Origin of the sequence: Ferrovum sp. PN-J185 (assembly GCF_001581925.1) — a bacterium.
Taxonomy (GTDB): domain Bacteria; phylum Pseudomonadota; class Gammaproteobacteria; order Burkholderiales; family Ferrovaceae; genus PN-J185.
This window is the reverse complement of record NZ_LQZA01000001.1, coordinates 595161-620839: the sequence shown is the minus strand read 5'-3', so window position 1 is coordinate 620839 and position 25679 is coordinate 595161. Positions and strand designations below refer to the sequence as shown.

Genomic DNA, 25679 nt, shown 5'->3' with positions numbered 1-25679 from the left:
CAGGATGGTTGAGTAATTCCTCAACTACCGGTAAATGTAACGGCCGATGCTCTAAAGAGGGACGGCAGAGAAGTAACGCTCTGGTATAAGGATCATGAGCTTCTTTAAAAATAGAATGAGTACTTCCTAGTTCACGTACACTACCATGGCGCATAACAACCACCTGATCAGCAAATTCACCTACTAGAGCAAGGTCGTGCGTAATAAATAACACAGCCATATGTCGCTCGCGCGTTAGACGCTTTATTAATTCCAATATTTGTCTTTGTATAGTGACATCCAAAGCGGTTGTTGGCTCATCTGCAATTAACAACTGTGGCTCACCACATATTGCTATGGCAATCATGATCCGCTGTTGTTGACCACCAGAGAGTTCATGGGGATAAGCATCAAAACGTCTATTGGGTTCTGGAATACCCACCTCAGACAACAACTCAAGAGCACGAGCGCGTGCCTCTCTATAGCCCATACTCAAGTGTAGCGTAATTCCTTCCACCAACTGTTCACCCACCGTCATCACAGGGTTCAACGATGACATGGGATCTTGAAATATCATACCTATCTCTTTACCACGTAAACGACGATGCTGTTGGCGATTCAAATGAAGTAGATTGTGATCGTACCAATTGATAACACTGTGTTGTTCAATTACTGCCAAGTCTGGCGGTAACAAACCCATAATGGCTAATGCCGTAACCGATTTACCACTACCGGATTCACCAACTAAGGCTAGTGTTTGGCCTTTTTGAATATCAAATGAAATATCATTTAATACTTGTTTTGATGTATCGCCTTGCCTAAAAAAAACAGACAGATGTTGAACAGATAAAAGTGGTTTATTCATATTATGCAACCACCTTGGGATCAAGCGCGTCACGTAAAGTATCTGTTAATACACTAAATGCCGTCACTAAAATCGCCATCGCCGCCCCAGCGCCCAGCAATTGCCACCAAATACCAAGTACCAATTCATTTTGAGCTTCATTGAGCATACTTCCCCAAGAAACTACATCCACAGGCACACCAAACCCCAAGAAACTTAAAATCACTTCCGATTTAATAAAGCCAACGACATTAATGGATAACTGAACCAAAATCACGTGAAGAGTGTTAGGAAGAATATGAATAAACATTCGTCTATAGTGAGACGCACCCATCGCTTTCGCTGCTAAGACATATTCACGCTGACGGTGTTTTAGATATTCAGCACGTATTAAACGAAAAACACCTGTCCAACCTGTGAGTCCTAATATTAAGATAATCGTCGTTACTCCCTTTTGATTGAGCACAGCAGCAATAGCAAATATCAATAATAAATAAGGAATAGCTGTAAATACGTTATAAAACCAGTTAAGTAAATCATCAATCCAACCACCAAAGTAACCAGCGAGCGCGCCTAAAACTGTACCAATACAAGTAGCAACTATGGCTGCGATTAACCCTACCATAATAGATGTTTCACTTCCCTTGATGGTTTTTAAAACGATACTCCTACCCCACTTATCCGCACCTAATAATAAATGAGTTAATTTCTTTTTATCTCGAGGAGGCGTTATGTCTTCTGGATGGGTTAATTCAATTTGATCTAATATGACAGACAAGGGGTCATGTAAGCCGTATAAATTAATTTGCTGACGGATAATCATCGGTTGTGAAATAGGCTCAATAGGCTCATCACTGCTGTGCACAAAAGAAGGGGGGGCATAATTAATCGCTACTTCTTGATCCCAGTTTTGAGCGATCACACCCATAAAAGAACCCACACTCAGAACAATAAAAAAAAGCACCATCACTAAAGAAAGCATACTTATCTTATCTCTCACCAAACGGGCTCTGGCTAAATTCCATAAATTTGGTGAAAAGGATGAAGTGGTTTCTGTGTGAATCATTTTAAACTTACTCGTGGATCTAAATAACGGTAAAGCAAGTCAGCTGCTAAATTAGCAAACATAGTGGCAATCGCCACGTAGACCGTGGCAGCCTTAATAATCGGAAAATCACTGCGCTCCACGGCTAAAATAATTTCGCGCCCAATCCCTGGAATAGCAAAAAAGCGTTCCAACAAAAATGCTCCCGTTAATAAACCAGGAAGACTCATTAGTAAATTTGTGAGGATAGGGATAGCAGCATTTTTCAATACATGTTTGAATAAAACAGTACTCTCTGTTAACCCTTTAGCGCGCGCTGTTCTGACATAATCTTGATTGATTTCGTCTAATATAAAGGTACGATAAAGACGTAATGAGGGAGCGATACTTACCATGAGTCCCAAGAAAATCGGTAGTGGTGCATAATAAGTTAAATTACGCCATAGTGAATCACCCCATCCCTTAACAGGAAACCATCCCAACCATGAGGCAAATACATACTGCCCTACGATAATATAGACCAATAAACTTATCGACATCATTACGGTGCTAAGTACCATTAGAGATTGATCTAACAATGAGCGTCGAAACACTGATACCAATAAAGCAAAACACACTGCAGTTAATGTTTCAATAACCATCATAGGGATGAGTAACACCATTGAGGGACCAAGACGAGTTGCAAAAATATGAGACACACTTTCATGCGTAGCCCAACTATCGCCAAAGTTTCCTGACACAATCTGTTGAATAAAAATCCATAACTGTACGTACCAAGGTTGATCAATACCCAATTGATGACGAATATTGGCAATATCCTCTGGACTGGCCATTTTACCGGCCAATATATACGCAGGATCTCCCCCTACCCAATTAAATAAAAAAAACACCATGAGAATTACCCCTAGCAGAGTAGGGATCATTTGTACTAATCGGCGTATGAAAAAAGCCCACATTTAATGTACTTCCTGTTCTGTATTAATGTCTAAATAAGACCATGTTGAAGGTAAAATAGGATGGGCTTTGTATCCTATTACCCACGGTTGAACGAGTACATTTCTAATATGACTGGTACTCACTTTGGTTACGCCATCAATTTCTAATAATCTTGCTAATTGTTTATAGATGGCATCGCGCTCTGGTGAATCTGGTAGCATTTCTGTTTTCTCATATAACCTATCCCATTGTGAATTTTGATAACAGGACGCGTTATTTTCATGCGTATGTGGCCCATACCAAAGCTGCATAAAATTGTCTCCATCAGGATAATCCGCAATCCATGATGATAAACGCATAGCCACTCTACATTGTCTTTCTGCTCTAATAATTTCAGGAAACTTCAGTTTTTCACTAGCAAAATGAATGCCAATACGATCCAATGATTTTTTCATAATCTCTTCTAAATCACGGTCTTGTGAAGTTAAACTTGTGGTGTATTTAACATACAAAGGGCCTCCATCGGGTTGCCTACGATAGCCGTCAGATCCTCTCATAAAGCCCATTTTATCAAGCAAATCGTTGGCCTCTTTCGGATTGTATTGAATGAGACTCTGATAATGTTGATCGTGCCCGTTTACGCCTTCAGGAATAGGAAAAGCTTCTCTAAATGCCTGTCCTTTATAAATCACACTGATCATTTCCTCATCATTAATTGACATTAATATGGCTCGTCTTAGGGCAATGCGTTGTAGTGACATACCACCTAAGATTGGATCTTCTATATTAATAAAATAATAGGTAATTGCAGGATCCACTAAACGAGTTAAGCGTATACCTCGCTTAGCAAGTTTTGGTTTTAAATGATTGCCAGTCAATACAATAGGTGCAAACTGCCCTGGTACACCAAAAACATCCAGTTCACCTTTCAAGAAACTAAGGTAAGCTGACTGGGACTCTTCCACAATCTGAAGATCAACTTCATCAATTTGCGGAATTTTTTTCCCTGTCATAGTGTGAATAATGTCTTGATCAGCAGGATCAGTTGAAGTGAAATGCCAAACTTCATCTCTATAGTTAGGATTTTTTACCAGCGAAATGCTTGCTGAACGAATCCATTTACCAATCATATAAGGACCTGTTCCGACAGGATGAGAGGCCGTATCACCAGCGTAATGTTCAATTACTTCGCGCGCTACAATACCGAACATAGGCTGTGCCATAGCATGTCCAAAATTATAATCTGTTCCTGTTAGATGAATTTTTAATTGATAAGGACCCACCAACTCAAGTCCCGGCACAGTGGCATCATAATTAAAATGGCCTGTTTTTTTTGCACTCTCTCCTAACTGGTCTAAACCAACAATTTTATGATCCACTAAAAACTTATAGGGAGAACGATTTTTAGGATCCATAAAACGCATAATAGTGTAAACCACATCTTGCGCTCTCACTTCTCGTGGTTTTCCTTTAAACACTGGGTCTGGAGAAAAATACACCCCTTTTTTAAGAGTAAACAACCAGGTTTTACCATGGTCAGTGATCACGGGCATACCTTGGGCTAGGCGGGGAACAAGTTTGACAGGACGAGCCAAGTAATCATAGGTTAGCAGTGGCTCAAAGATCTGTTCTTCTATGGCTGCGGTATTTAAATCTGAAGTCATCACAGGATCAAAGCCCGTTTCAGCAGCAGATAAGGAGAGATGCAACACTTTTAGTGGTGCAGCTTCAGCATAACTAATAGCAAATAATGAAATGAATAAGATACTGCTATTGATAACTAATTGTCTTAAATGGTTTATCATAACCTCTATTGTATAAGGAGGTTTCATGGGATTTCTACAAAATAAAAAAGTTTTAATTACTGGTCTATTAAGTAATCGCTCAATTGCTTGGGGTATTGCTAAATCCATGCAACGTGAAGGCGCTGAAATAGCCCTTACCTATCAAGGTGATGCTGTACGTGAGCGTGTTGAAAAACTCGCTAAAGAGTTAAATATTTCCATCGTTCTACCCTGTGATGTGTCACAAGATCAAGATATTGAAAACATGTTCAGCACACTCAGTACGCATTGGGATGGTTTAGATGTGATTGTCCACTCCATCGCCTTTGCCCCTCGTGAATCATTATCTGGTGATTACTTAGAATGCGTCAATCGAGAAAGTTTCCGTATTGCTCATGATATTAGCTCCTACAGTTTTACGGCTTTAGCAAAAGCAGGACTTCCTCTCATGAAAAATCGTCAAGGTGCGCTGGTCACCCTCTCCTATCTCGGCGCTGAAAAATCCATTGTGAATTACAATGTGATGGGGCTCGCTAAAGCAAGTTTAGAAGCCAATGTACGCTACATGGCACACAGTCTTGGTGCACATGGAATACGCGTTAATGCCATTTCTGCCGGACCAATCAAGACCTTAGCTGCTGCGGGTATTGGCGACTTTAATAAAATCCTCAACTATGTGGAAGCCAATGCACCATTGAAACGTAACGTTACCATTGAGGATGTAGGCAATACCGCTGCCTTTTTATGCAGCGATCTCGCCTTAGGGATTACAGGAGAAGTTGTTCACGTTGATGGGGGATTCTTCTCAACCATACCTGGTATGGCTGAATAAAGAACCTTATCTAAGACGGATTACGCTGCGTATTTAAAATGGTTTTGTTGATAATACGCAGTGGTTTCTTGCTTTCCACCCCATCAATAAAGGATTCTACAATACCTTCTGAATAATTTTTGTCTAACGCAGCAGTAGTTTGTTCAATTTGCTGTTTTGTTGGCGTCTCTTCATACTTCACACCATTTAATTGAACAATTGTATATCCCTTGTCTGTGGCTGCACCAAAATAATAAGGAAAGTGATTCACAGGGGCTGAGTAGATCAACTTAACAACATTACTGGGGAGATTGTTTACTGCCTCAGCTCTGGTTAAAGTTGAAGCAGATGACCATTTTATATTCACTGTTTGCCCTTTGTTTAACTGCTCTACGTAGCTTTGCCCCAATTGAGCTAAAGACTTCTGCGTTTCATCTCGTTCTAACATGGCTTTTATAGTGCTTTTAAGCTCATCTAAAGAACGATCATGAGCGTTTTGATGGGCAGTGACTCTTGCTGCAACCAACACGTTAGGAGCCACCTCAATAGCTTGGGTATTACGGGCATCTTTAACACTTTCTGAATTAAAGATTGCTTTAAGTAATTTGGGATTATTGAGATACTGTGGAGCATCTTTAGCACCAAAAGGGCTTAGCCAGTCAGATGACATAACTTTTAATTTAAACTTATCAACCACCGGTTTAAGAGTAGTGGATTGTTCATAGACCAAATTACTAAATTGATCTGCCATTTCACTAAATTGTTTTTGCGCGTGTTCTTTTTTTAGCTCTTCTGTCAGTACAGGGGTCGCTTCGGCCAACGATTCAATCTTCTGTGGTTTGATAGCAGTCACTTCAAGAATATGAAAACCATAAGGTGTTTCAACAGGATCAGAGATGGTATTCAGTTTTAGGCTAAATGCAGCTTTATCAAACTGTGCCACCATTGTGCCCTGACTAAAAAAGCCAAGATCGCCACCTTGCTTTGCGGAGATAGGGTCCTGTGACTGCTCCTTAGCAATTTTACCAAACTCTTTAGGATGCGCTCTTAAAAAAGCCACCATTTTTTTGGCTTTATCGAGTTGCTTTTCTTTTTCAGTGGCACTGGCTCCTTGGGGAACAGCAAAAAGAATATGACTCACTCTTCTACTCTCTTTAGTTTGCCATCGTTGTTGATTTGCTGGGTCATGATAAGCGCGCTCAATGTCTTGATTAGAGACAGGAATGTCATGTTCCGCATCAGCCAGTGATAACACCACATAATCAACTTTCACTTGCTCTGGAACTTGAAACTGTTCTTTATGTGAGTCATAGTATTTTTTTACTTGCTCATCGGAGACTTGCGGAACTTTGTCCAACTGATTAACTGTTAATTCTGTTGTAGAAAAAATGCGTTGTTGTCCTGTCAGACGTATAAAAGCTGCAACTGAGGTTTGTGGCACCCATTGAGTTGCACTAAAGGTATCTTTGACCAAACCAACAGCAAGATCGCCACGAAGAGCATTCTCAAATGTGACAGGGGTCATGCCTCTCTGTGCAAGTAATGATTCATATTTTTTTTGAGAAAACCGACCGTTATCCTGGAAATAAGGAATTTGTGCAATTTCATTGGCAAGCATCTGATTAGGTGCCTCAAGATGAATGTCTTTAGCATAACCTTGCATCACATGTCTGACTGCTAATGCTTGTAACACTGAGAATCTCAGTTGTTGACTATCCGCATCGGTAGCATTTTGTCCTAATTGTTCAATTTGATTTTTTAGCGTTTGATTAAATTCTGTGAGCGTGATGGATTGACCAGCTACTTTTGCCACAACATCTGCACCAGAGCTTCCTTGGTTAAAGTAATAATTAATTCCAAACAAAGCAAAAGGGACCATAATAAGGGCAAGTAACACTTTAGCAACCCAAGTTTGAGACAAGTCTCTAAATTTTTCTAACAACATGATTTATCCAATCTAATAGTATTTGGTCAGCATTTTAACCGAGTTAGTATAACGTTAGATATGAGTACTAGCAATGTACCTTCAATGAGTAGCGCTGACTGTATGATAGTTATCAATTAACTAATAACTATCAATTGACACTCAATTACTAGACTGACTTTTTTCTGTATTAAAACGAATTTCTCACAGAATGATCACTGTCGTAGCCAGTTGATCTGCCATATACCGTGAATAACGTTTTCAGATTATTGGTAGATAGTATTTTTCTACCTTGATACCAATGGACTTCGTATGATAATTCCTAAGAGGCTATTACAAGTATTAGTACTACAAACCATGGGAACACCCTAATGCTTTTTTACCAAGAGGAATCACTACGTTAGATAACTGTAAAAAGAAAAAAGGTCCGCATATGCGAACCTTTTAAATTTTGGCGGAGTGGACGGGACTCGAACCCGCGACCCCCGGCGTGACAGGCCGGTATTCTAACCAACTGAACTACCACTCCTTAAAATTTGCTGGTGGGTGCTGAGGGACTCGAACCCCCGACATTCGCCTTGTAAGGGCGACGCTCTACCAACTGAGCTAAGCACCCAGCAAAGTCTACTAGTTTAACGCATCTTTGAGCGCTTTACCAGCCCTAAACTTAGGAACTTTTGCAGCTTTGATTTTAATTGCTGCACCAGTACGTGGATTACGACCTGTACGAGCAGCACGTTTTCCTACATAAAAGGTTCCAAAACCAACTAAAGTAACCTGTCCACCTTTTTTCAATGAAGTTCTAATAGCAGCAATAGCGCCATCTAACGCGCGTCCAGCAGCAGCTTTAGAAATATCAGCAGCATCTGCAATGTGATCGATTAATTCTGTCTTATTCACCTGATTTCCCCTTCTTGTTTAAAATTTTAGAGATTAATAAAAATTAATACTATTTAAATCATTTTTTATATACGTATTGAGCGTACCCCTACTTTATAAAAGGGTATTGAAATATTGTCAATTGATTTTTAAAAAAAGTAGCTTAAATTGCGCATAAATACGTAATTTTAAAAAAAACATATAGTACACATACAACAAATAATTGATTTTTCCTTTGAAAGTACTTATTTATCTAGCAATTTAATAATAGATTTTAGAAAAATATAAAAACAAAATAAGAGCTACTTATATGAAGCAATTCGATAGAAAAGAAAAAATAATTGTACTAATTGAGAAAACAGGGTGAACAAAAAAACTTTACTTTTCAGAGGAAGGATTCAAATTAAGCCAAGCAAGCCATAATTCATGCCCAGGCAGAGACACAGTATTAATACTAGCTTGTTGATCAAACTGGGCGGTATTTATTTCTTTAACATCTAAAGACATCATGAAGCTCAGTAGCATCACCATGTAGAGTGAATAAATAAATGACTTTTTAGCCCAACTACGGTGAGGAAGTAATTCACGCTTAACAACACTAGCCCTAACCCACAAGACAGACATAAAAAGAACACTAACTAAGTAAATAACGCCAACACGATGAGTGAAGAATAATGAAATACTCAATAAGCAAAACAAAGCAACGTACCAGGGAGTCATGTATTTAATTCGATTTATCCCCCACTCGCCTTCAGACACCACTGGAATCTTAGCTTTTTGATAATCCTTTAAATGCAGAATACCTAAAGCTTGTGCGTGTGGAATTTGCCATAAGCAATACATTAGAAATAAAACTAAAGCGGTAATGTCTAGCGAACGCGTTGCACATGCATAGGCTATAAGTGGTGGCATGGCACCTGAAATACTACCACCCCAAGTACCCCATTGAGTTCTTTTTAGCCATAAGCTGTATAACACAACGTAGGCTAATAAACCAAACAATGCAAGAGCAAAACCAATCAGACCTGCAAGACTATATAAAATATAAAGTCCTAAAGAACTTAATACAGTAGCAAAAATCAACGCTGTAAAAAGTGATACCCTACCTTGTACCAAAGGACGATTTTTAGTTCGCTCCATTAGTGAGTCAATATCACGATCTATACAGTTGTTGTAAACGCAACCACCTGCAATTAACAAGGACAATCCTAATAGGGTCAAACAAAACAACAGGGGGTGCATTGTCCCCCCTGTTCCTAGAAAAAAAGCCCCTGTAGCTGAGACAAGATTACCTAAAATAATCCCAGGTTTGGTGAGGGTTAATAGGTCTTTTAGTAACACCGTGTTTCCTTAAGCGCCGGGCATCATAAGATTATGCATGTTGTACATAATCCATAAGGATCCAACTACCAGTAAGGCAATAATAACTAGGGTGTAGATAAAAGACATCACATTCCAACGTTGTTCTGAGCTGCCATCTAAATGAAGGAAGTAGCGTAACTGTACATATATTTGTAACACTGCACAAATGACGACAGTAACAATCTCCGCTACACCTTTAAGTGCACCAGACATCACTGCACCAAAGGCAGCGAAAGTTAACAGCATTGATAAGCTAAATCCAACCACATAGGACTTAGCGGATAAGTGATGAACTTCGTGATGTGTATCGCTATGAGACATTTCACATTACTCCCATTAAATAAACCACGGTAAATACACCGATCCAAACCACATCAAGAAAGTGCCAAAAGAGGCTTAAACGTAAAAGTCTTGAGCGAACACCGGGGGTAATCCCTTTCTGGAGCAACTGAACAATCATTACTGTCATCCAGATCAGTCCTACTGATACGTGTAAACCGTGGGTACCAACCAAACCAAAAAAGCCTGATAGAAAACCACTGCGATCTGGCCCGTTACCCTCAATAACCAAGCGGCTAAATTCATTGATTTCCATTAAGACAAACCCCAAACCAAAAATAGCCGTTGGGATTAGCCATTGAACAGTTTGCCGAACTTTGTTCTGTGACAAATTAATCATGGCAAAGCCATTAAAAAAGCTGGAGAACAAAAGCAACATTGTTTCTAGGAAAACGTAACGTAGTTCAAAGATTTCATGCCCAGTTGGGCCACCTGCATTGTTGTTTCTCAACACAACGAAGGTAGCAAACAAAGAGGCAAACAAAATACAGTCCGTCATAAGATATAACCAGAAACCAAATAATTGGTTATCTAGAGGACTATGGCCATGCTCTGCATGGCCGTGATGGTTTTCTAAAGTAGTATCTGACATAACATTATCCTTGAGTTGCTAGATCAGCTGAATGCTGCTCTGTGGCTTGATTTGCTGATTGATATGCCTCAGCTTCATAGACAGCAACTTGCTGTGGAGAAAGTTCATAATCCACATTGTCATCACTTGAACGCATTACTAGTAAGGACAAAATAGCGAACAATGAACCAACCACAAGCCACCACATATGCCAGACCAGACCAAAACCTAAAGTAAAGGTAAATAAGCCAAGAAAGACTCCAATTGAAGAATTACGTGGCATATGGATAGGTGCAAAAGGAGCGGTTGCACGTGGATTAATTCCATTTTCTTTCATGTAGGTGAAAGCATACAAATCTTCAACAACTGGCGTTTTAGCAAAGTTGTAAAAGGCAGGTGGTGATGGAATAGACCATTCTAATGAATGACTGCCCCAAATATCCCCAGTTCTATCACGTAAAGCGTGTCTCTGACGAATACTAACTGCCAGCTGCATGATTTGACTGAAAATACCAAAGGCAATGAGGAATGTTCCTAATAAAGCCACAATCAAGTAAGGCTGCCAGTATGGGTTATCGTAATGAGACATACGGCGTGGCATACCCATGAAACCTAAGGCGTACAAGGGCATGAAAGCCAAGTAAAAACCAACTAACCATGACCAGAAAGAACGTTTACCCCATTTCTCATCCAAACGGAAACCGAACATTTTGGGAAACCAGAAATTATAACCTGCAAAATAACCAAATAATGCACCTGGTATTAACATGTTATGGAAGTGGGCAACTAAAAACTCACTGTTGTGTAACATAAAGTCCGCACCAGGAACTGCCAGTAAAACACCGGTCATCCCGCCAACAGCAAAAGTAATAATGAATCCAATACTCCACATCATGGCTGTAGTGAACTCAATACGTCCACGATACATAGTAAATAACCAGTTAAATACTTTTACTCCTGTTGGCACTGCAATGATCATCGTCGCGATACCAAAAAACGCATTTACGTTAGCTCCAGAACCCATGGTAAAGAAGTGGTGTAGCCACACTACGAAAGAAAGAATTGCAATGGCAATAGTGGCGTAAACCATTGACGCATAGCCAAATAGTCTTTTCTTGGAGAAAGTAGACACCACCTCTGAAAAAATACCAAAAGCAGGTAATACAACGATATACACTTCAGGATGGCCCCAAATCCAGAAAAGATTAGCGAACATCATTTGATTACCACCAAAATCATTGGTAAAGAAATGCATATCAAAATAACGATCCATTGCTAACAGTGCCAGTGTGACTGTCAGTACGGGGAAAGAGAACATAATTAATACTGTGGTCACGAAAATAGTCCAAGTAAAAATGGGCATTTTCATTAAGGACATTCCAGGCGCACGCATTCTTAGAATAGTGACGAAGAAATTAATCCCAGTAACCAACGTACCAATACCGCCCAACTGAAGGCTCCACATCCAATAATCAACCCCAGTGGAGGGACTGAATTTTAATTCAGAGTAAGGAGGATAACCTGACCAGCCAGCTTGGGAAAAATCACCGACAGCCAAAGAAACCATAACTAATAACCCGCTTGCTACAGTCAGCCAGAAACTCACTGAATTTAGAAACGGATAGGCTACGTCGCGCGCACCAATCTGTAGGGGTACCACGAAATTCATCAAGCCGATAAAAAATGGCATGGCAACAAAGATAATCATAATAGTGCCGTGTGCACTAAAGATTTGGTCATAGTGTTCGGGTGGCAAATAGCCCTGCCCCATACCTTGGGCAAGAGCCTGGTGAGTTCTCATCATGATCGCGTCAGCAAAACCGCGAAGCATCATAATCACTGAAAAAATAATGTACATAACACCAATACGTTTGTGGTCTACGCTAGTAAACCATTCATTCCATAGGTAAGCCCAGCGACGTTGATATGTCAGCCACGCCACCAGTAACACTCCAAGAACTGTTACTGTTCCTACAGTACCCATAATAATAGGGTTTTGATAGGGTATAGCATCAAGAGTTAAGCGTCCAAATAAAGCAGATGTTGTCATAGTTTTATTTCCTTTAGTGACCTTGTGCCAAATTCACCAAGCGGTTTGGTGAGCAATAACTTGCCATAGCTTTTAATGTAGAAGCGTCATTACCCATGTATTTCATAATGACACTCTCAAAAAGATAAGGCGTTACAGTTGCAAAATGAATGGGTTTAACGTGATCGCTAGGCACTTCTAGTGAGCGCAACTGAGTCACGTTTAAATCGGTTTTCTCAGCATGAACTTGGTTAATCCAGTTGTTAAACTGATCGTTGGTGGCGACTGTGACGGGGAAACTCATACCGGAGAAGCCCTCACCATTAAACATCGCATCCATTCCTCGATATACCCCTGTTTCATTAGCAAACAAGTTTAAATTGGTCTGCATACCAGCCATAGCGTAAATCTGACCGCCTAGCTGGGGAATGAAGAAAGAATTCATCACTGAATCTGAGGTGATTTTGAAGTGAACCGGTGTGTTAGCAGGAATAACCAAATCATTCACCGAAGCCACACCCTGTTCTGGATAAATAAATAGCCACTTCCAGTCCATGGATACCACTTCAACTTCTAGGGTTTTATTGGTACTAGCAATAGGTTTTTCAGGACTTAATTCATGGCTTGTTTGCCAAACAATCGTGCCTAAAACCAGAATAATGACCGCAGGTACACTCCAAACAATCCACTCAATAGTGTGAGAATTGTCCCACTTAGGGTCATATTTTGCCGCCTTATTGTCAGCTCTATAGTGCCAAGCAAAGGCAATTGTCATGACAATAACAGGAATGACAACAATCAGCATTAAGCCAAAGGCCGTGAGAATTAAATGTTTTTCAGCCGCAGCAACAGGTCCCTTTGGATCTAAAACAGCCCAGTTACTCCCCCAAAAACCACCTTGATCTGCAAAGGCAGAGGTGTAAAGCAGGTTAATGACTAACCCCATCATCCAAGGAATCAATTTTCTCATTTTCTTACACATCCTTTAGGCAAAATTAAACTTATTCTAATCCCGCAGCGCAAAATAATGGGTAACAATTTGTGAATGAATATTCTTTTTTTCTTAAGAAAAACTTATACATCCATTATTTCGCCTATCAAATCCAATAAAAAAGGGGTAGTTAAACTACCCCCTTGAAAGTACTACCTAACCACTTATTGTTGTTGTTATAAGTGAATGCTGTAATTTATCTAACGCAGTGCATATCGCATCCTGTTACACCTACCACATCCTCTAAATTAAAAGGTGAGGAATGAGGTAATAGTTGATAAGCAGGCATCGAGTTTTTCCAAAACGCCACTACTTTATGTTGCTGCGCAGCATCTAAGTCACCTAAAAACAACTGGGTCCTGGCGAGAGCATAATGCGCTCTTCTTTCAAAATCATCCAACACATCAATCTGTGTTTGAATTAAATGGGAGTTATCAACCTTTAACTTGTTGTCTTGATTGACTTGCGGAACTTGACTAAGTTCAATCATACTTTGTGACCACATGTCCCACATGGCATTTTGATAAGGTCTTAGATGAAGGTCTTGCTTGAGATTGTTGATGGATTGCTGCAGAGCAACTTGATTAGGATCCTGATTAAAAACTTGCTGACTAGCGGACGCTGCATTTACAGCTGAATAAAAACACAAACCTAAAAGAGCAGAAACTGAAGTTTTCACAATTCTGTTCATAATTTTCACTCCGAAAGACTAAACCATGTCTAATAGATAGTATTATTGATTTTTTGTTCCAATATTTCAATATTAAATTGAATATTTATTTGATTTTTTACTTGAAGCGCGCCTGAGAGTACTGAGAATGGTTTGATTCCAAACTGAGTTTGCGTCAATACTGCCTCTCCTGTTATGTGAATATGACCATTTTGCTTGATTTTCTGGTAGGCAATTATTTTCTTTTGCGTTACGCCATGCAAATTAATCGTTAAGCCCACATAACCAGGATTGTCTTTAAGTATCTGTGCGTGAAGTGTTACAACAGGATACTGATCAGCGAACAGTACCTTATTAAGCATATTATTGCGCGTCCCTTCTCTTGCGCTCTTTGAAATACCTGGGGGTAAATGCATAAGCTGTCTGTAGTAAGGTTCATCTACAGCCATATTAGTAAGCAAAAAGCTAAAATCGCCAATTCCTTTGCTTTCGTCTATCGCCCCTTTTAAATCATGAACCACAACCACGTGGTCATGCCCTATTCTTGCTAGAGTTCCCGCCTTAAATACACTAATGATGATTGTTGAATGAGTGGCATCAACCCACAATACATGGTCCCAAGATTGCTGCCACCGTTTATAAGGCTGAGCGGAAAACTCTTGTTTTCCCTGACCTTGATAACCTGATGAGTGCGACGTATCAGTATTATTGTTAACAGAGCCGCATCCCGACAAAACAAACACAACAACAAATAGTAAAAAGCGCATAATTCCTAACCTCTAAATTAGCGTATTATGATTTTATCTTTCTAATCATAAGCTCATTAATCCTATTATGAATGATAATCATCATTACGAAGAAAAATTGAAAGAATTACAAATAGAGCTGGTTAAGTTTCAACGCCATCTTATAAAAAGCAATGAAAAAATATTGGTTATCCTAGAAGGTCGCGATGCAGCAGGTAAAGACGGCGCCATTAAGCGTATTATTGAGCACTTAAGTCCTCGCGATACGCGGGTGGTAGCCCTACCTAAACCTTCAGATCGCGAAGAAAAACAATGGTATTTCCAGCGTTATGTGTCGCATTTACCGGGACCGGCAGAATTTGTCATCTTTAATCGTAGTTGGTATAACCGTGCGGGAGTAGAACCTGTAATGGGCTTTTGTACCGATCAACAGTATGAAGAGTTTCTTAAAACCGCCCCCGAATTTGAAACCATGTTAGTTCGCTCTGGAATAAAAATCTTAAAATACTATTTAAATATTTCCAAAGAAGAGCAAGAGAGAAGAATGAAGGAAAGGCACACTAATCCATTAAAACAATGGAAAGTGAGTCCTATTGATGATATTGCCATTAGTAAGTGGAAAGAATACAGTAAAGCACGCGACATCATGCTCTCACGCACTCATCATGAAATGGCTCCTTGGACTGTTATTGACTCTGATGACAAAAAAAGCGCACGACTTAATCTGATTCGCCATATCTTAAGGACGTTAGATTACCCAGGTAAAGCGCATGCACTCCTTTTAACAGATCCGAATGTTGTTAAAGAGTGGACAATTGGACAACCACTAATACTCAACAACTAATACGCAGTATCATGCTTGTCTGCGAGAAGTTAACCAACCAATAAAAGACAATAAAGATAATCCAATGCCAATCATGAGTATGCCTGTAATTTCCACTACTTTGAATGCCTCATTCAAAATGAAACGTGATGAAAGAATAGCAATCACTGGGGTACCTAGCACTGAAAGACTTGCCTCCCATGCCGGTACACGATCTAAAATATAAATCCATAACCACCAACACAGTCCAGTACTAGTAACTGACATAAACACCAACAAATAAATATAATGTGCCGACCACTGCGTTGATCCTTCAGGCACAAGTACTGCTAAAAGAGTTAATGGAACCGCCCCTACAACCATCTGCCAGGTGGTCAAATTAATTAAATCCACTTGACTTTTTTGTCTTAAAAGTTTGACCTGTATCGTTCCCACAGACCAGCACACCGCTGCAAGAATGCCTAATAATTTACTTAGTGCAGAGGCATGCATATTCCAAGGTTCAATAATAAAAATCAGACCCACTAGAGTCAGTATGGCTGCAACCCACTGCACTCCTTTAACCACTTCACCTAAAAACACGCGGGCCAACAACAATGTCCAAATTGGCATGGTAAAAATCAGCACTGATGTTTTTCCAGGTCCTCCCTCAACTAAAGCCCAAGTTTGTAGTGCCATAAAACCCGCCACTTGTACCAAACCAATCCACATTGTGGCCTTGGGTTCTGCACATTTTAGCGGTCTATTGGTTAATTTGAGTAAAACAAATAAAGCGAGAGCCCCACCAATACAACGTTGTGCAGCAAAAGCAAAAGGAGGGGCAAGACTCAATGCTTGTTTTGCTAAAACCCATGTATAGCCCCAAATACTTGATAGCAAAACCAGAGCCAAAATAGGGAACCAAGAACGTTGTGTCATAGTCGGATACTGTAGAAAATAAAAAATATTAACATTTTTTTGTTTTGTTAATGTCATTAATTTGTCACAAAAGTTTGAAAAAATAAAAATTATGAAAAAAGAGATACAAACTAATAATATGTTGCTCAGTGGAGCAGAGAGTCAAACAATTACCCTCAATCCGGACATTGCTCCTAGTGAGGAACGTTACGATACAGATGACGATTCACTGGATGAGATGTACGCCATAGAAGATACCGAGTTAGATGATTTTTCTCGTGGCGGCAAGTAATCAAACTGCTTTTTTCTCGGCCCATAGTTTAAAGTACTTTTAAAACACCTGGGACAACGATAGGTCCCAAGTCGTTTGAGTCCGACAATATAAATACCGCGACACACTCGGCATGCTTGCCCTTTTATTAAATCAGATCGAATTAATTTAATTAACCACCATGCTCTATCGAAACTCAATGTACTTTTTAATTGAGTTAAAGCCCAGCTGGAACGCCACATTTGGTAAGCCAACAGTAAGTAGCTTGCATTCACTTCACCCTCATCGACTTGTACACTTTGGTAATACTGTAAAAATAAAGAAGATTGTAAGTGGTTAATTCCTGTTAAATACCACTCTACTGAGGAAGGAATAGGACCTCGTGATGGTTTTTCACCTGTTGTATCTACATAAAACTTACGCAATAACCAGGGAGAAAGTTGAGTGAGCTCTCTGACTATCGGAACACGAGCACCCACAGAAAATAATTGCTGCGCTGTTTGATAACGGCCCAATTCTATGTTTAATTCTCGATTAGAAGCCATGACGCATCTCCTTTTCACCGATTAACATGGCTTGTGCCAATGCAATGGACTCACCTGATGCATAGAGACTTAATTCCTGCCAAACTTTGGGGTTTTTCCAACGTAAACCCACTAGCAATACGGGAGTTGAGGTTAATTGACGAATCTCTTTCACTGACAACTTTAGAATAGTACTGGCAACATCTCGATGAATTCCTAATTCATATAAAGCCCGTTCATAATTCTGGCGTAGCATTTCACGAGCAAGACTTAGCATCTCTGTATTGAGTTCTACCATTGAACGTTCATGACCATCCATGTCTCTCTCCTCATTGTTATAGTGTTCAATGACTCTAACAATTACTGATTAAGAAAAAACAACAAATTGTCGATATAAAAAAGAAAACTAAAGAAAAGAAGTCTAAGAGCGACAAGAGAATACAAAAATAGGATTGTTATCAGTGTAAGTCACGACAACAATCCTATAGAGATATGACATTAAAGACAAAACTCAAATCTTAGGCAAAGTAACACCACGTTGACCTTGGTATTTTCCACCGCGATCTTTATAAGATACTTCACATACTTCATCGGATTCAAAAAAGAGAACCTGAGCCACCCCTTCGTTTGCATATATTTTTGCTGGCAGTGGAGTGGTATTTGAAAATTCTAGAGTGACATATCCCTCCCATTCAGGCTCAAAGGGCGTAACATTAACAATAATGCCGCACCGCGCATAGGTCGACTTTCCTAAACAGACAGTTAAGACATTTCTGGGGATTCTAAAATATTCAACTGTTCTTGCTAAAGCAAAAGAGTTTGGCGGAATAATACACACAGGCGCTTTGACGTCGACGAATGAGTTAGCATCAAAGTTCTTAGGATCTACTATAGTTGAGTTGATATTTGTAAACAGTTTAAATTCATCTGAACAACGAATATCATAGCCATAGCTTGATGTGCCATAAGAAACAATTCTCTGGCCATTTACTTCTTTTACTTGATTCGGTTCATATGGTTCAATCATGCCATGATCTTCAGCCATGCGTTTGATCCAACGATCTGATTTAATACTCATCACTCAGTACTCTCTTTAGGTTTTTTGAATCACAATTTTAGGAAATTTAGCACTGCGATCTTCGGCTTTTTGGGCAATTTTAACTGCAATTTTTCTTGCTATCGCACGATAATTTTGAGCAATATCTCCCAGTGGGTCAGCCACTACTGAAGGTTTACCTGCATCAGTTTGCTGACGGATACGAATATCAAGCGGCAATGAACCTAATAACTCAGTACCAAAATCCTTTACCATTTTATCAGCACCACCGGCTCCAAAGATATGTTCTTCATGACCACATTGACTACAACGGTGTGTGCTCATGTTTTCTACCACACCAAAAATAGGTACCCCTACTTTTTCAAACATACGATACCCCTTTCTGGCATCTAATAGAGCAATATCTTGGGGAGTAGTAACAATTACCGCTCCTGTGACGGGTACTTTTTGCGCTAGAGTCAATTGCACATCACCCGTACCAGGAGGCATATCAACAATAAGATAATCAACATTATCCCAAGCTGTATCACGAATGAGTTGCTCTAATGCCTGAGTCACCATCGGACCACGCCACACCATGGGCTGATCTGAGTCGATTAAATAGCCCACAGACATTGTTTGTAAGCCATAATTCTCTAACGGGCGCATACGACGTCCATCTTCACTACTTGAGGGTTTGTCATCAATACCCAGCATCATTGGCTGCGATGGGCCATAAATATCAGCATCAAGTATAGCCACGCGCGCTCCTTCATCTTGCAGAGCTAAAGCAATATTAACGGCCGTGGTGGACTTACCTACCCCACCCTTACCTGAGGCAATAGCAATAATATTTTTAATACCTTCCAATGGCTTTAACGCCCCTTGAACAGTATGAGCAGCGATTTTCCAGGTCACATTAATATGCGCTTGTGGCAACTCTGGAAGGGTTTTTAGCGCAGTTGCTACTAATTGGGTTAACTGCTCTGTTAAGTGTTTAGCAGGATAGCCAACTTCTAAAGTAATTTTGACAGCTTGATCAGTTAACTCAATCAATTTAATGGCTTTTTCTTGGCCAAATGTTTTTAAAGTAAAGGGGTCTGTTAAACCATTTAAGAGTGTCTCAATACGCTGTTTATCCATGGAACATTACCTAATAATCACGTTTAAAAGAGGACTATTATAGTCCTAATATGGCAAATATTCAGGACCTTGTTAAACTATAGGTTTTAATTAACGCAGAAATCGATATTTTTATGCCTAGAACCATTATTGTTACCAGCGCCCTACCCTATGCCAATGGCAGTATTCATTTAGGTCATATGGTAGAACATATCCAAACAGACATCTGGGTAAGACATCAACGCATGAATGGACAGACTGTGCATTATATTTGCGCAGATGACACACATGGTACCCCAGTCATGCTTGCCGCAAGCCAACAAGGTATTACTCCTGAACAAATGATTGAAAAAGCTCGCCAAGAACACATGAAAGATTTTGCTGGCTTTTTCATTGATCACGATCTCTACTACAGCACGCACACTCCTGAAACAGAGCATTATGCGAAAGATATCTATACACGCTTAAAAAATGCAGGATTAATTGCAGTGCGATCTATAGAACAACTGTTTGATCCAGAAAAATCCATGTTTTTGCCAGACCGCTTTATTAAAGGTGAGTGCCCACGCTGTCATGCAAAAGATCAATATGGAGATAACTGTGAAGTATGTGGTGCCTCCTATACGCCAACTGAATTAATTAATCCAGTATCAGCCATTTCTGGTGCCACGCCAATTAAAAAGACCTCTGAACACTATTTCTTCAAACTAAAAGAATGTGAGAACTTTCTGCGCGAGTGGACACACTCTGGCACCATTCCTGAGGAAGCCGCCAATAAACTTAATGAATGGTTTAAAAGTGGCTTAACCGATTGGGACATATCACGTGATAAGCCTTACTTCGGTTTTGAAATACCCGATGCCCCTGGTAAATACTTTTATGTGTGGTTAGATGCACCAATTGGATACATTGGTACATTTAAAAAACTGGCTGACACTAAGGGGTTGGATTTTGAACAGTATTGGAAAAAAGATACTGACACAGAGCTTTATCATTTCATTGGCAAAGACATTCTCTACTTTCACTCACTCTTTTGGCCAGCTATGCTGCATGCGGCTAATTTACGTACTCCAACAAAATTGTTTGTTCATGGCTTTTTAACAGTTAATGGCCAAAAAATGTCGAAAAGCCGTGGTTCATTCATTACAGCACAGAGTTATTTAAAACATCTTAATGCCGAGTATCTACGCTATTATTTTGCTGCAAAAATGAATAGCTCTATGGATGATATCGATTTAAACCTTGATGACTTTATGAATCGGGTAAACAGTGACTTGGTTGGAAAGTTTATCAATATCGCGAGCCGTACCTCTGGTTTTATTACTAAACGTTTTGACGGTAAATTAGCTCTGCAATTTGATGAAACGGCATTACCCATTATTGAACGACTATATGCTGAAGCTACTCACATTAAAGAATTATACGAAGAACGAGAGTTTGCTAAGGCAATCAGGGAGATTATGGCTTTAGCAGATCTTGCTAACCAATATGTTGATCAACAAAAACCCTGGGATCTGGCAAAGGACGAGTCTCGACTCGCCACACTTCATCAAGTATCCAGTTCGTGTATAGAGATGTTTCGCTGTTTAAGCATCTATTTAAAGCCTGTATTACCCAAATTGATTCAACAGATTGAAGTCTTTTTAAAACTCTCACCTTTGAGTTGGAAACATCTTGATAAGAAATATGCACTCACAGCTCATGAAATTCTTCCATATCATCATTTGATAGCGCGCATTGATACTAAACAAATTGAAGCTTTGGTTGATGAGAGTAAAAATAATTTAACAGAAAAGAAAAACCAACAAGCACAGTATGCCGCTTTATCTGAAACCATTGGTATTGATGACTTTAGTAAAATTGATTTAAGGGTAGCTAAAATTCTTGACGCTGTGGAGATCCCTGAGGCTGATAAATTACTGAAACTTACTCTTGATTTAGGTTTTGAACAACGTACAGTGTTTGCCGGAATAAAAAGCCAATACCAAATTGACCAATTAATTGGTCGATTAACGGTGATGGTTGCTAATTTGGCGCCACGAAAAATGCGTTTTGGTGAATCTCAAGGAATGGTCCTTGCAGCAGGTGATGGCAACTCTATTTATCTGTTGAGTCCAGACAGTGGCGCGAAACCTGGCATGAAAATCAAGTAGCCATTATCGATAACGAATATGGACCCGCCCTTCACTCAAGGGACGTACAAAGTGACTTAATAAGTCATCCGTTAGGGTCACAGGAGGCAAGTGGATTTCAGCGCTTGCCTTACTGTTGTTATAGCGAACTACCACTGGAGTAGCACCAGAATGGGTCGGATTGTTAAGTATTTTAATGATGTCAAAATCCTGTTTATGCTGTAATTCGACAATTAACTCTTTGGCATGCATTTGACGTGCTTCACTTAACGTAAATACCGCTTCTGCAGTCAGTCTCACTCCTTGAGTATAATTATCAAGGGAGGGTTTACCGTGAATGACTAAGATTTGATCCTCTTTTAATAGAGCTCTCGCCTCTTCAAACACTTCATTAAAAAAAGTCACTTCCACTTTTGCTGTCGCGTCATCCAACACCACAATACCCATTCGTCCACGTCGTGTTTGCTGAATACGTGTACTCACTACAATACCTGCAACCTTGACTAATTCATTATGGGGCACCAAGTCCGCTAACGAACGATCGACTAACTGAGACAATTCTTGACGATAGGGTGTAAAAGGATGGCCACTAAAATAAAAACCTAACACAGCCTTTTCATGAGCCAATTGCTCATTAACCGGCCAAGGAGGGGCAGGTTCCATCGCCAGTGTGTCAACAATCACACTCTCATCTACAGCACCAAACAGAGCACCTTGATGACTATTATTGGCGGCCTGCTCTGCTAATTCAAAAGCCGGTTCAATGGCTTTAAATAATGTTGAGCGTTGCTCCCCTGTAAAATCAAAGGCGCCTGATTTAACGAGCGCTTCCACCACGCGACGGTTAACAATTCTTTTATCGGTTCTTAAACAAAAATCGAGTAAGCTTGTAAACGGTCCACCTTCAACTCGTGCTCGCTCAATCTCAATGGCAGCGGATTCACCTGTTCCTTTAATAGAGCCCAATCCGTAACGAATTTGTTTTTTATTAATAGGAACAAATCGATACACAGAGTAATTCACATCAGGAGGAAGAATTTCAAGATGATTCTCTCGCGCATCCTCAACAAAAGTGGCGACTTTGTCTGTGTCATCTAAATCACCCGACAGAGTGGCTGCCATAAACGCTGCTGTATGGTGTGCTTTTAACCATGCTGTTTGATAGGAAATTAATGCGTAAGCAGCTGAGTGAGACTTGTTAAAGCCATATTCAGCAAATTTTTCCATTAAATCAAAAAGCTGAGTCGCCAGTTTTACTGGAATACCACGGACACTGGCCCCTTCAATAAATTGACTTCGTTGCTTTGCCATTTCTTCAGGTAATTTTTTACCCATAGCCCGGCGCAGTAAATCCGCAGCACCCAGAGTATAGCCTGCAAGAATCTGGGCGATTTGCATCACCTGCTCTTGATAGACAATTACCCCATATGTGGGAGTAAGAATTGGCTCAAGTAATTGATGGAAGTAATCAACTCGCGCTTTACCGTGTTTACGATTAATAAAGTCATCCACCATCCCTGACTGAAGAGGACCAGGACGGTTAAGTGCCATCAAGGCGATGATGTCTTCAAATTGATCTGGTTGAAGTCTTTTTTCAAGATCTTTTGCTGTCCGCGATTCCTGCTGAAAAACCGCAGTCGTATTTCCTGATCCAAACAGTTTATAAGTGATAGGGTCATCTAATGGAATGTGGTCGATTTTAAAACTTTTTTCTTCCTCATTTTCCGCGATGAGATGGATGAAACGCTCTGCCCAATCTAAAATAGTAAGTGTGCGTAGTCCTAAAAAGTCAAACTTCACCAAGCCGACTTTTTCAACATCGTCTTTGTCAAATTGACTAACAACAGCCTGTGAGCCTTCAGCAGCATAAAGTGGTGTAAAGTCAGTCAACTTCCCTGGCGCTATTAACACCCCACCGGCATGCATACCCACATTACGTGTCACTCCCTCAAGAATTTCTCCTAAATGAAGTACTTCCGCCACTTCCTCTTCCTCTGCGGCACGTTGAAGCAATTGAGGTTCCTGAGCCTTGGCTTTTTCTAGAGTGATACCAATTTCAAAGGGGATAAGTTTTGCTAATTGATCAACAAAACTATAGGGTAATTCCAACACTCTACCCACATCACGAATTACAGCTTTAGCTGCCATGGTACCAAAAGTGGCAATTTGCGATACACACTGCGGTCCGTATTTTTCTCGCACATATTCAATAACACGATCACGCCCATCTTGACAAAAATCCACGTCAAAGTCTGGCATAGACACACGCTCTGGATTAAGAAAACGCTCAAATAGCAGATCGTAACGCAGTGGATCTAAATCTGTAATGCCTAAACAGTAAGCCACTAAGGATCCCGCACCAGAACCCCGTCCTGGACCCACAGGTACACCGTTATTTTTGGCCCAATTAATAAAATCAGCCACAATTAAAAAATAGCCAGAAAAGCCCATTTGAATAATGGTATTGAGTTCAAACTCAAGCCTAGCTTGATACGTGGAATATTCTTTTTCTCGCAGCTCTAGGTCGGGATAAAGTTTTTCTAAACGCTGCCCTAATCCCTCTTTAGAGAGTGAAGTCAGATAATCATCTAACGTCATTCCAGGTGGAGTGGGAAAGTCAGGAAGCTTAGGTTTACCTAAGGTTAGCTCCAAATTACATCGTTTAGCAATTTCTACGCTATTGACTAAGGCCTGAGGGACATCAGCAAATAGTTGATTCATCTCTCGCTGATTCTTAAAATATTGTTCACGAGTAAATTCGTTAGGGCGTTTAGGGTCAGCCAACTGATAACCCCCTGCAATACACACTCGAGCCTCATGGGCCATATAGTCATCAGCTGAGAGAAATTGAATCGGATGAGTAGCAACCAGTGCTATATCAAGGTCTACTGCTAAATCGATAGTGTGTTCAACCCATAGTTTCTCTTGGGCTCTACCGACTCGATGAATTTCTAAATAAAAGTTATTACCAAAAACTGTTTGCCAACGTAGCGCACGCTGTTTTGCTAGATTTTTATTATTTTGTAATAACGCCTGCCCAATATCACCGCGCTCTCCGCCTGATAAAACGATTAATCCGTCACAAGCCTGTTCAAGCCATGAGCGTTGAATATGCGCAATACCGTGATGTTGACCAGTTAAATAAGCGCGACTTAATAAGTCACATAAGGCAAAGTAACCTTGATTATTTTTAACTAATAGTACAACTTTGAAAGAGCCTCCCCCTTCCTCATCAGACTCAATCGTTACCTCACAACCGACAATGGGTTTAATCCCTTTGGCGCGCGCAGCGCTATAAAATTTAATTAAGCCAAATAAATTATTGTTATCAGTTATAGCCATGGCTACCATTTGATTATCCACGGCAGCTTTAAGTAAATCACTAATCCTGACGATGCCATCAGTAATGGAATACTCTGTATGGACACGCAAATGAACGAATGGATGGATTATTGACTCAGACATAACTTAACCTACTTAATACGTCTTTCACTAAAAAAAGATTTTAATAACTGACTTGATTGGCTCGCTAATACCCCACCTTGTACCTCAGTATGGTGATTCAATTTAGTCTCTGAAAACACATTGATGACACTCCCGCAGGCTCCTGTTTTAGGGTCTGCAGCGGCATATACCAAACGGGGAATGCGTGCATGCATAATAGCACCGGCACACATAACACAAGGCTCTAATGTGACATATAACGTGCAATCAAGTAAGCGATAGTTGTTTAACTGTTGCCCAGCCATACGTAATACCTGAATCTCGGCATGAGCGCTAGGGTCATGTTGGTTGATGGGTTGATTAAACCCTTGAGCGATAATTTCATTGTTATACACAACTATCGCACCTACCGGCACTTCACCGTGCTGCCCTCCCAACTCAGCCTGATGGAGGGCATGCTGCATATAAAATTCATCAAGTGACTTGCCTGGCAGGGTCATTTTTATAACGTAATTATTTT

22 protein-coding genes, 2 tRNA genes and 1 pseudogene are annotated in these 25679 nt (G+C 40.1%); 3 read left to right on the top strand and 22 right to left on the bottom strand.

Annotated elements, in window-relative coordinates; all coding sequences use genetic code 11:
- Positions 1-52: 52 nt before the first annotated feature.
- The 4 genes and pseudogenes from FV185_RS09855 to FV185_RS03030 all read right to left on the bottom strand — a co-directional run.
- A pseudogene (locus FV185_RS09855) lies at positions 53-877 on the bottom strand (ATP-binding cassette domain-containing protein); the annotation flags it as partial.
- Positions 846-1889, bottom strand: coding sequence for an ABC transporter permease (locus tag FV185_RS03040; RefSeq protein WP_067493416.1), 1044 nt, complete (start codon positions 1887-1889; stop codon positions 846-848). The pseudogene FV185_RS09855 and the gene FV185_RS03040, both read right to left, overlap by 32 nt.
- Entirely contained in the window at positions 1886-2824 is a 939-nt protein-coding gene (locus tag FV185_RS03035; protein WP_067493414.1) for an ABC transporter permease, read from the bottom strand. Before FV185_RS03035 ends, FV185_RS03040 begins: the two co-directional genes overlap by 4 nt.
- Positions 2825-4609, bottom strand: coding sequence for an ABC transporter substrate-binding protein (locus FV185_RS03030; protein WP_197457733.1), 1785 nt, complete (start codon positions 4607-4609; stop codon positions 2825-2827). It lies immediately after the preceding gene.
- Positions 4610-4634: 25 nt separating this feature from the next.
- On the opposite strand from FV185_RS03030, the gene FV185_RS03025 reads away from it, so the two are divergent.
- Complete coding sequence (locus FV185_RS03025; protein WP_067493410.1) at positions 4635-5420, top strand: enoyl-ACP reductase FabI; 786 nt, start codon at positions 4635-4637, stop codon at positions 5418-5420.
- A 10-nt stretch (positions 5421-5430) separates the two neighbouring features.
- Here the strand turns inward: FV185_RS03025 and FV185_RS03020 are convergent, their stop codons facing one another.
- The 11 genes from FV185_RS03020 to FV185_RS02970 form a co-directional block, all read right to left on the bottom strand.
- Complete coding sequence (locus FV185_RS03020) at positions 5431-7344, bottom strand: SurA N-terminal domain-containing protein (protein WP_067493409.1); 1914 nt, start codon at positions 7342-7344, stop codon at positions 5431-5433.
- Between the two features lie 431 nt (positions 7345-7775).
- A tRNA-Asp gene (locus FV185_RS03015) sits at positions 7776-7852 on the bottom strand.
- Between the two features lie 11 nt (positions 7853-7863).
- Positions 7864-7939, bottom strand: a tRNA-Val gene (locus FV185_RS03010).
- Positions 7940-7950: 11 nt separating this feature from the next.
- Entirely contained in the window at positions 7951-8223 is a 273-nt protein-coding gene (locus tag FV185_RS03005) for an HU family DNA-binding protein (protein WP_067493407.1), read from the bottom strand.
- Positions 8224-8580: 357 nt separating this feature from the next.
- Positions 8581-9543 (bottom strand): heme o synthase, encoded by a 963-nt coding sequence (cyoE, locus tag FV185_RS03000; protein ID WP_067493405.1) that lies wholly within the window; start codon positions 9541-9543, stop codon positions 8581-8583.
- A 9-nt stretch (positions 9544-9552) separates the two neighbouring features.
- Entirely contained in the window at positions 9553-9885 is a 333-nt protein-coding gene (gene cyoD, locus FV185_RS02995) for a cytochrome o ubiquinol oxidase subunit IV (protein ID WP_067493402.1), read from the bottom strand.
- A 1-nt stretch (position 9886) separates the two neighbouring features.
- Positions 9887-10495, bottom strand: coding sequence for a cytochrome o ubiquinol oxidase subunit III (gene cyoC / locus FV185_RS02990; protein ID WP_067493400.1), 609 nt, complete (start codon positions 10493-10495; stop codon positions 9887-9889).
- Positions 10496-10499: 4 nt separating this feature from the next.
- Entirely contained in the window at positions 10500-12524 is a 2025-nt protein-coding gene (gene cyoB / locus FV185_RS02985; RefSeq protein ID WP_067493398.1) for a cytochrome o ubiquinol oxidase subunit I, read from the bottom strand.
- 13 nt (positions 12525-12537) lie between these two features.
- Positions 12538-13473, bottom strand: a complete 936-nt coding sequence (gene cyoA, locus FV185_RS02980; protein ID WP_067493396.1) for a ubiquinol oxidase subunit II — start codon at positions 13471-13473, stop codon at positions 12538-12540.
- A gap of 217 nt (positions 13474-13690) precedes the next feature.
- Complete coding sequence (locus FV185_RS02975) at positions 13691-14185, bottom strand: hypothetical protein (protein ID WP_067493394.1); 495 nt, start codon at positions 14183-14185, stop codon at positions 13691-13693.
- Positions 14186-14214: 29 nt separating this feature from the next.
- Positions 14215-14931, bottom strand: a complete 717-nt coding sequence (locus tag FV185_RS02970) for a YceI family protein (RefSeq protein WP_067493392.1) — start codon at positions 14929-14931, stop codon at positions 14215-14217.
- Positions 14932-14998: 67 nt separating this feature from the next.
- Between FV185_RS02970 and ppk2 the strand changes: the two genes are divergently transcribed.
- Positions 14999-15754, top strand: coding sequence for a polyphosphate kinase 2 (gene ppk2, locus FV185_RS02965; protein ID WP_067493390.1), 756 nt, complete (start codon positions 14999-15001; stop codon positions 15752-15754).
- 9 nt (positions 15755-15763) lie between these two features.
- On the opposite strand, the gene FV185_RS02960 is transcribed toward ppk2, so the two are convergent.
- From FV185_RS02960 to apbC, 5 genes are all read right to left on the bottom strand, one after another.
- Positions 15764-16651, bottom strand: coding sequence for a DMT family transporter (locus FV185_RS02960; RefSeq protein WP_067494228.1), 888 nt, complete (start codon positions 16649-16651; stop codon positions 15764-15766).
- A gap of 186 nt (positions 16652-16837) precedes the next feature.
- Complete coding sequence (locus FV185_RS02955) at positions 16838-17446, bottom strand: FlhC family transcriptional regulator (RefSeq protein WP_067493388.1); 609 nt, start codon at positions 17444-17446, stop codon at positions 16838-16840.
- Positions 17436-17744, bottom strand: a complete 309-nt coding sequence (locus FV185_RS02950) for a flagellar transcriptional regulator FlhD (RefSeq protein ID WP_067493387.1) — start codon at positions 17742-17744, stop codon at positions 17436-17438. Before FV185_RS02950 ends, FV185_RS02955 begins: the two co-directional genes overlap by 11 nt.
- Positions 17745-17936: 192 nt before the next feature.
- Positions 17937-18503 carry a dCTP deaminase gene (gene dcd / locus FV185_RS02945; RefSeq protein ID WP_067493385.1) on the bottom strand — a complete coding sequence of 189 codons (567 nt, stop codon included), beginning with the start codon at positions 18501-18503 and terminating at the stop codon, positions 17937-17939.
- A gap of 15 nt (positions 18504-18518) precedes the next feature.
- Positions 18519-19604: an iron-sulfur cluster carrier protein ApbC gene (gene apbC, locus FV185_RS02940; RefSeq protein WP_067493383.1), complete on the bottom strand. Its 1086-nt coding sequence runs from the start codon at positions 19602-19604 to the stop codon at positions 18519-18521.
- Positions 19605-19717: 113 nt separating this feature from the next.
- Between apbC and metG the strand changes: the two genes are divergently transcribed.
- Entirely contained in the window at positions 19718-21736 is a 2019-nt protein-coding gene (gene metG / locus FV185_RS02935; RefSeq protein ID WP_067493381.1) for a methionine--tRNA ligase, read from the top strand.
- A 3-nt stretch (positions 21737-21739) separates the two neighbouring features.
- Here the strand turns inward: metG and dnaE are convergent, their stop codons facing one another.
- Together dnaE and tadA are read right to left on the bottom strand one after the other, a co-directional pair.
- A complete protein-coding gene (gene dnaE / locus FV185_RS02930; RefSeq protein ID WP_067493379.1) occupies positions 21740-25180 on the bottom strand; it encodes a DNA polymerase III subunit alpha in 3441 nt (1146 codons plus the stop codon).
- Between the two features lie 8 nt (positions 25181-25188).
- Positions 25189-25659, bottom strand: a complete 471-nt coding sequence (gene tadA, locus FV185_RS02925) for a tRNA adenosine(34) deaminase TadA (RefSeq protein WP_067493377.1) — start codon at positions 25657-25659, stop codon at positions 25189-25191.
- Positions 25660-25679: the final 20 nt, after the last annotated feature.

Coding starts and splice junctions, on each gene's coding strand:
- dnaE (WP_067493379.1), bottom strand. CDS start 25,180: ATGTCTGAGTCAATAATCCATCCATTCGTTCATTTGCGTGTCCATACA.
- cyoB (WP_067493398.1), bottom strand. CDS start 12,524: ATGACAACATCTGCTTTATTTGGACGCTTAACTCTTGATGCTATACCC.
- cyoA (WP_067493396.1), bottom strand. CDS start 13,473: ATGAGAAAATTGATTCCTTGGATGATGGGGTTAGTCATTAACCTGCTT.
- FV185_RS03025 (WP_067493410.1), top strand. CDS start 4,635: ATGGGATTTCTACAAAATAAAAAAGTTTTAATTACTGGTCTATTAAGT.
- cyoD (WP_067493402.1), bottom strand. CDS start 9,885: ATGTCTCATAGCGATACACATCACGAAGTTCATCACTTATCCGCTAAG.
- tadA (WP_067493377.1), bottom strand. CDS start 25,659: ATGACCCTGCCAGGCAAGTCACTTGATGAATTTTATATGCAGCATGCC.
- ppk2 (WP_067493390.1), top strand. CDS start 14,999: ATGAATGATAATCATCATTACGAAGAAAAATTGAAAGAATTACAAATA.
- FV185_RS02960 (WP_067494228.1), bottom strand. CDS start 16,651: ATGACACAACGTTCTTGGTTCCCTATTTTGGCTCTGGTTTTGCTATCA.
- dcd (WP_067493385.1), bottom strand. CDS start 18,503: ATGAGTATTAAATCAGATCGTTGGATCAAACGCATGGCTGAAGATCAT.
- FV185_RS02970 (WP_067493392.1), bottom strand. CDS start 14,931: ATGCGCTTTTTACTATTTGTTGTTGTGTTTGTTTTGTCGGGATGCGGC.
- FV185_RS02955 (WP_067493388.1), bottom strand. CDS start 17,446: ATGGCTTCTAATCGAGAATTAAACATAGAATTGGGCCGTTATCAAACA.
- FV185_RS03030 (WP_197457733.1), bottom strand. CDS start 4,609: ATGATAAACCATTTAAGACAATTAGTTATCAATAGCAGTATCTTATTC.
- FV185_RS03040 (WP_067493416.1), bottom strand. CDS start 1,889: ATGATTCACACAGAAACCACTTCATCCTTTTCACCAAATTTATGGAAT.
- FV185_RS02975 (WP_067493394.1), bottom strand. CDS start 14,185: ATGAACAGAATTGTGAAAACTTCAGTTTCTGCTCTTTTAGGTTTGTGT.
- metG (WP_067493381.1), top strand. CDS start 19,718: ATGCCTAGAACCATTATTGTTACCAGCGCCCTACCCTATGCCAATGGC.
- apbC (WP_067493383.1), bottom strand. CDS start 19,604: ATGGATAAACAGCGTATTGAGACACTCTTAAATGGTTTAACAGACCCC.
- FV185_RS03020 (WP_067493409.1), bottom strand. CDS start 7,344: ATGTTGTTAGAAAAATTTAGAGACTTGTCTCAAACTTGGGTTGCTAAA.
- cyoC (WP_067493400.1), bottom strand. CDS start 10,495: ATGTCAGATACTACTTTAGAAAACCATCACGGCCATGCAGAGCATGGC.
- FV185_RS02950 (WP_067493387.1), bottom strand. CDS start 17,744: ATGGATGGTCATGAACGTTCAATGGTAGAACTCAATACAGAGATGCTA.
- FV185_RS03035 (WP_067493414.1), bottom strand. CDS start 2,824: ATGTGGGCTTTTTTCATACGCCGATTAGTACAAATGATCCCTACTCTG.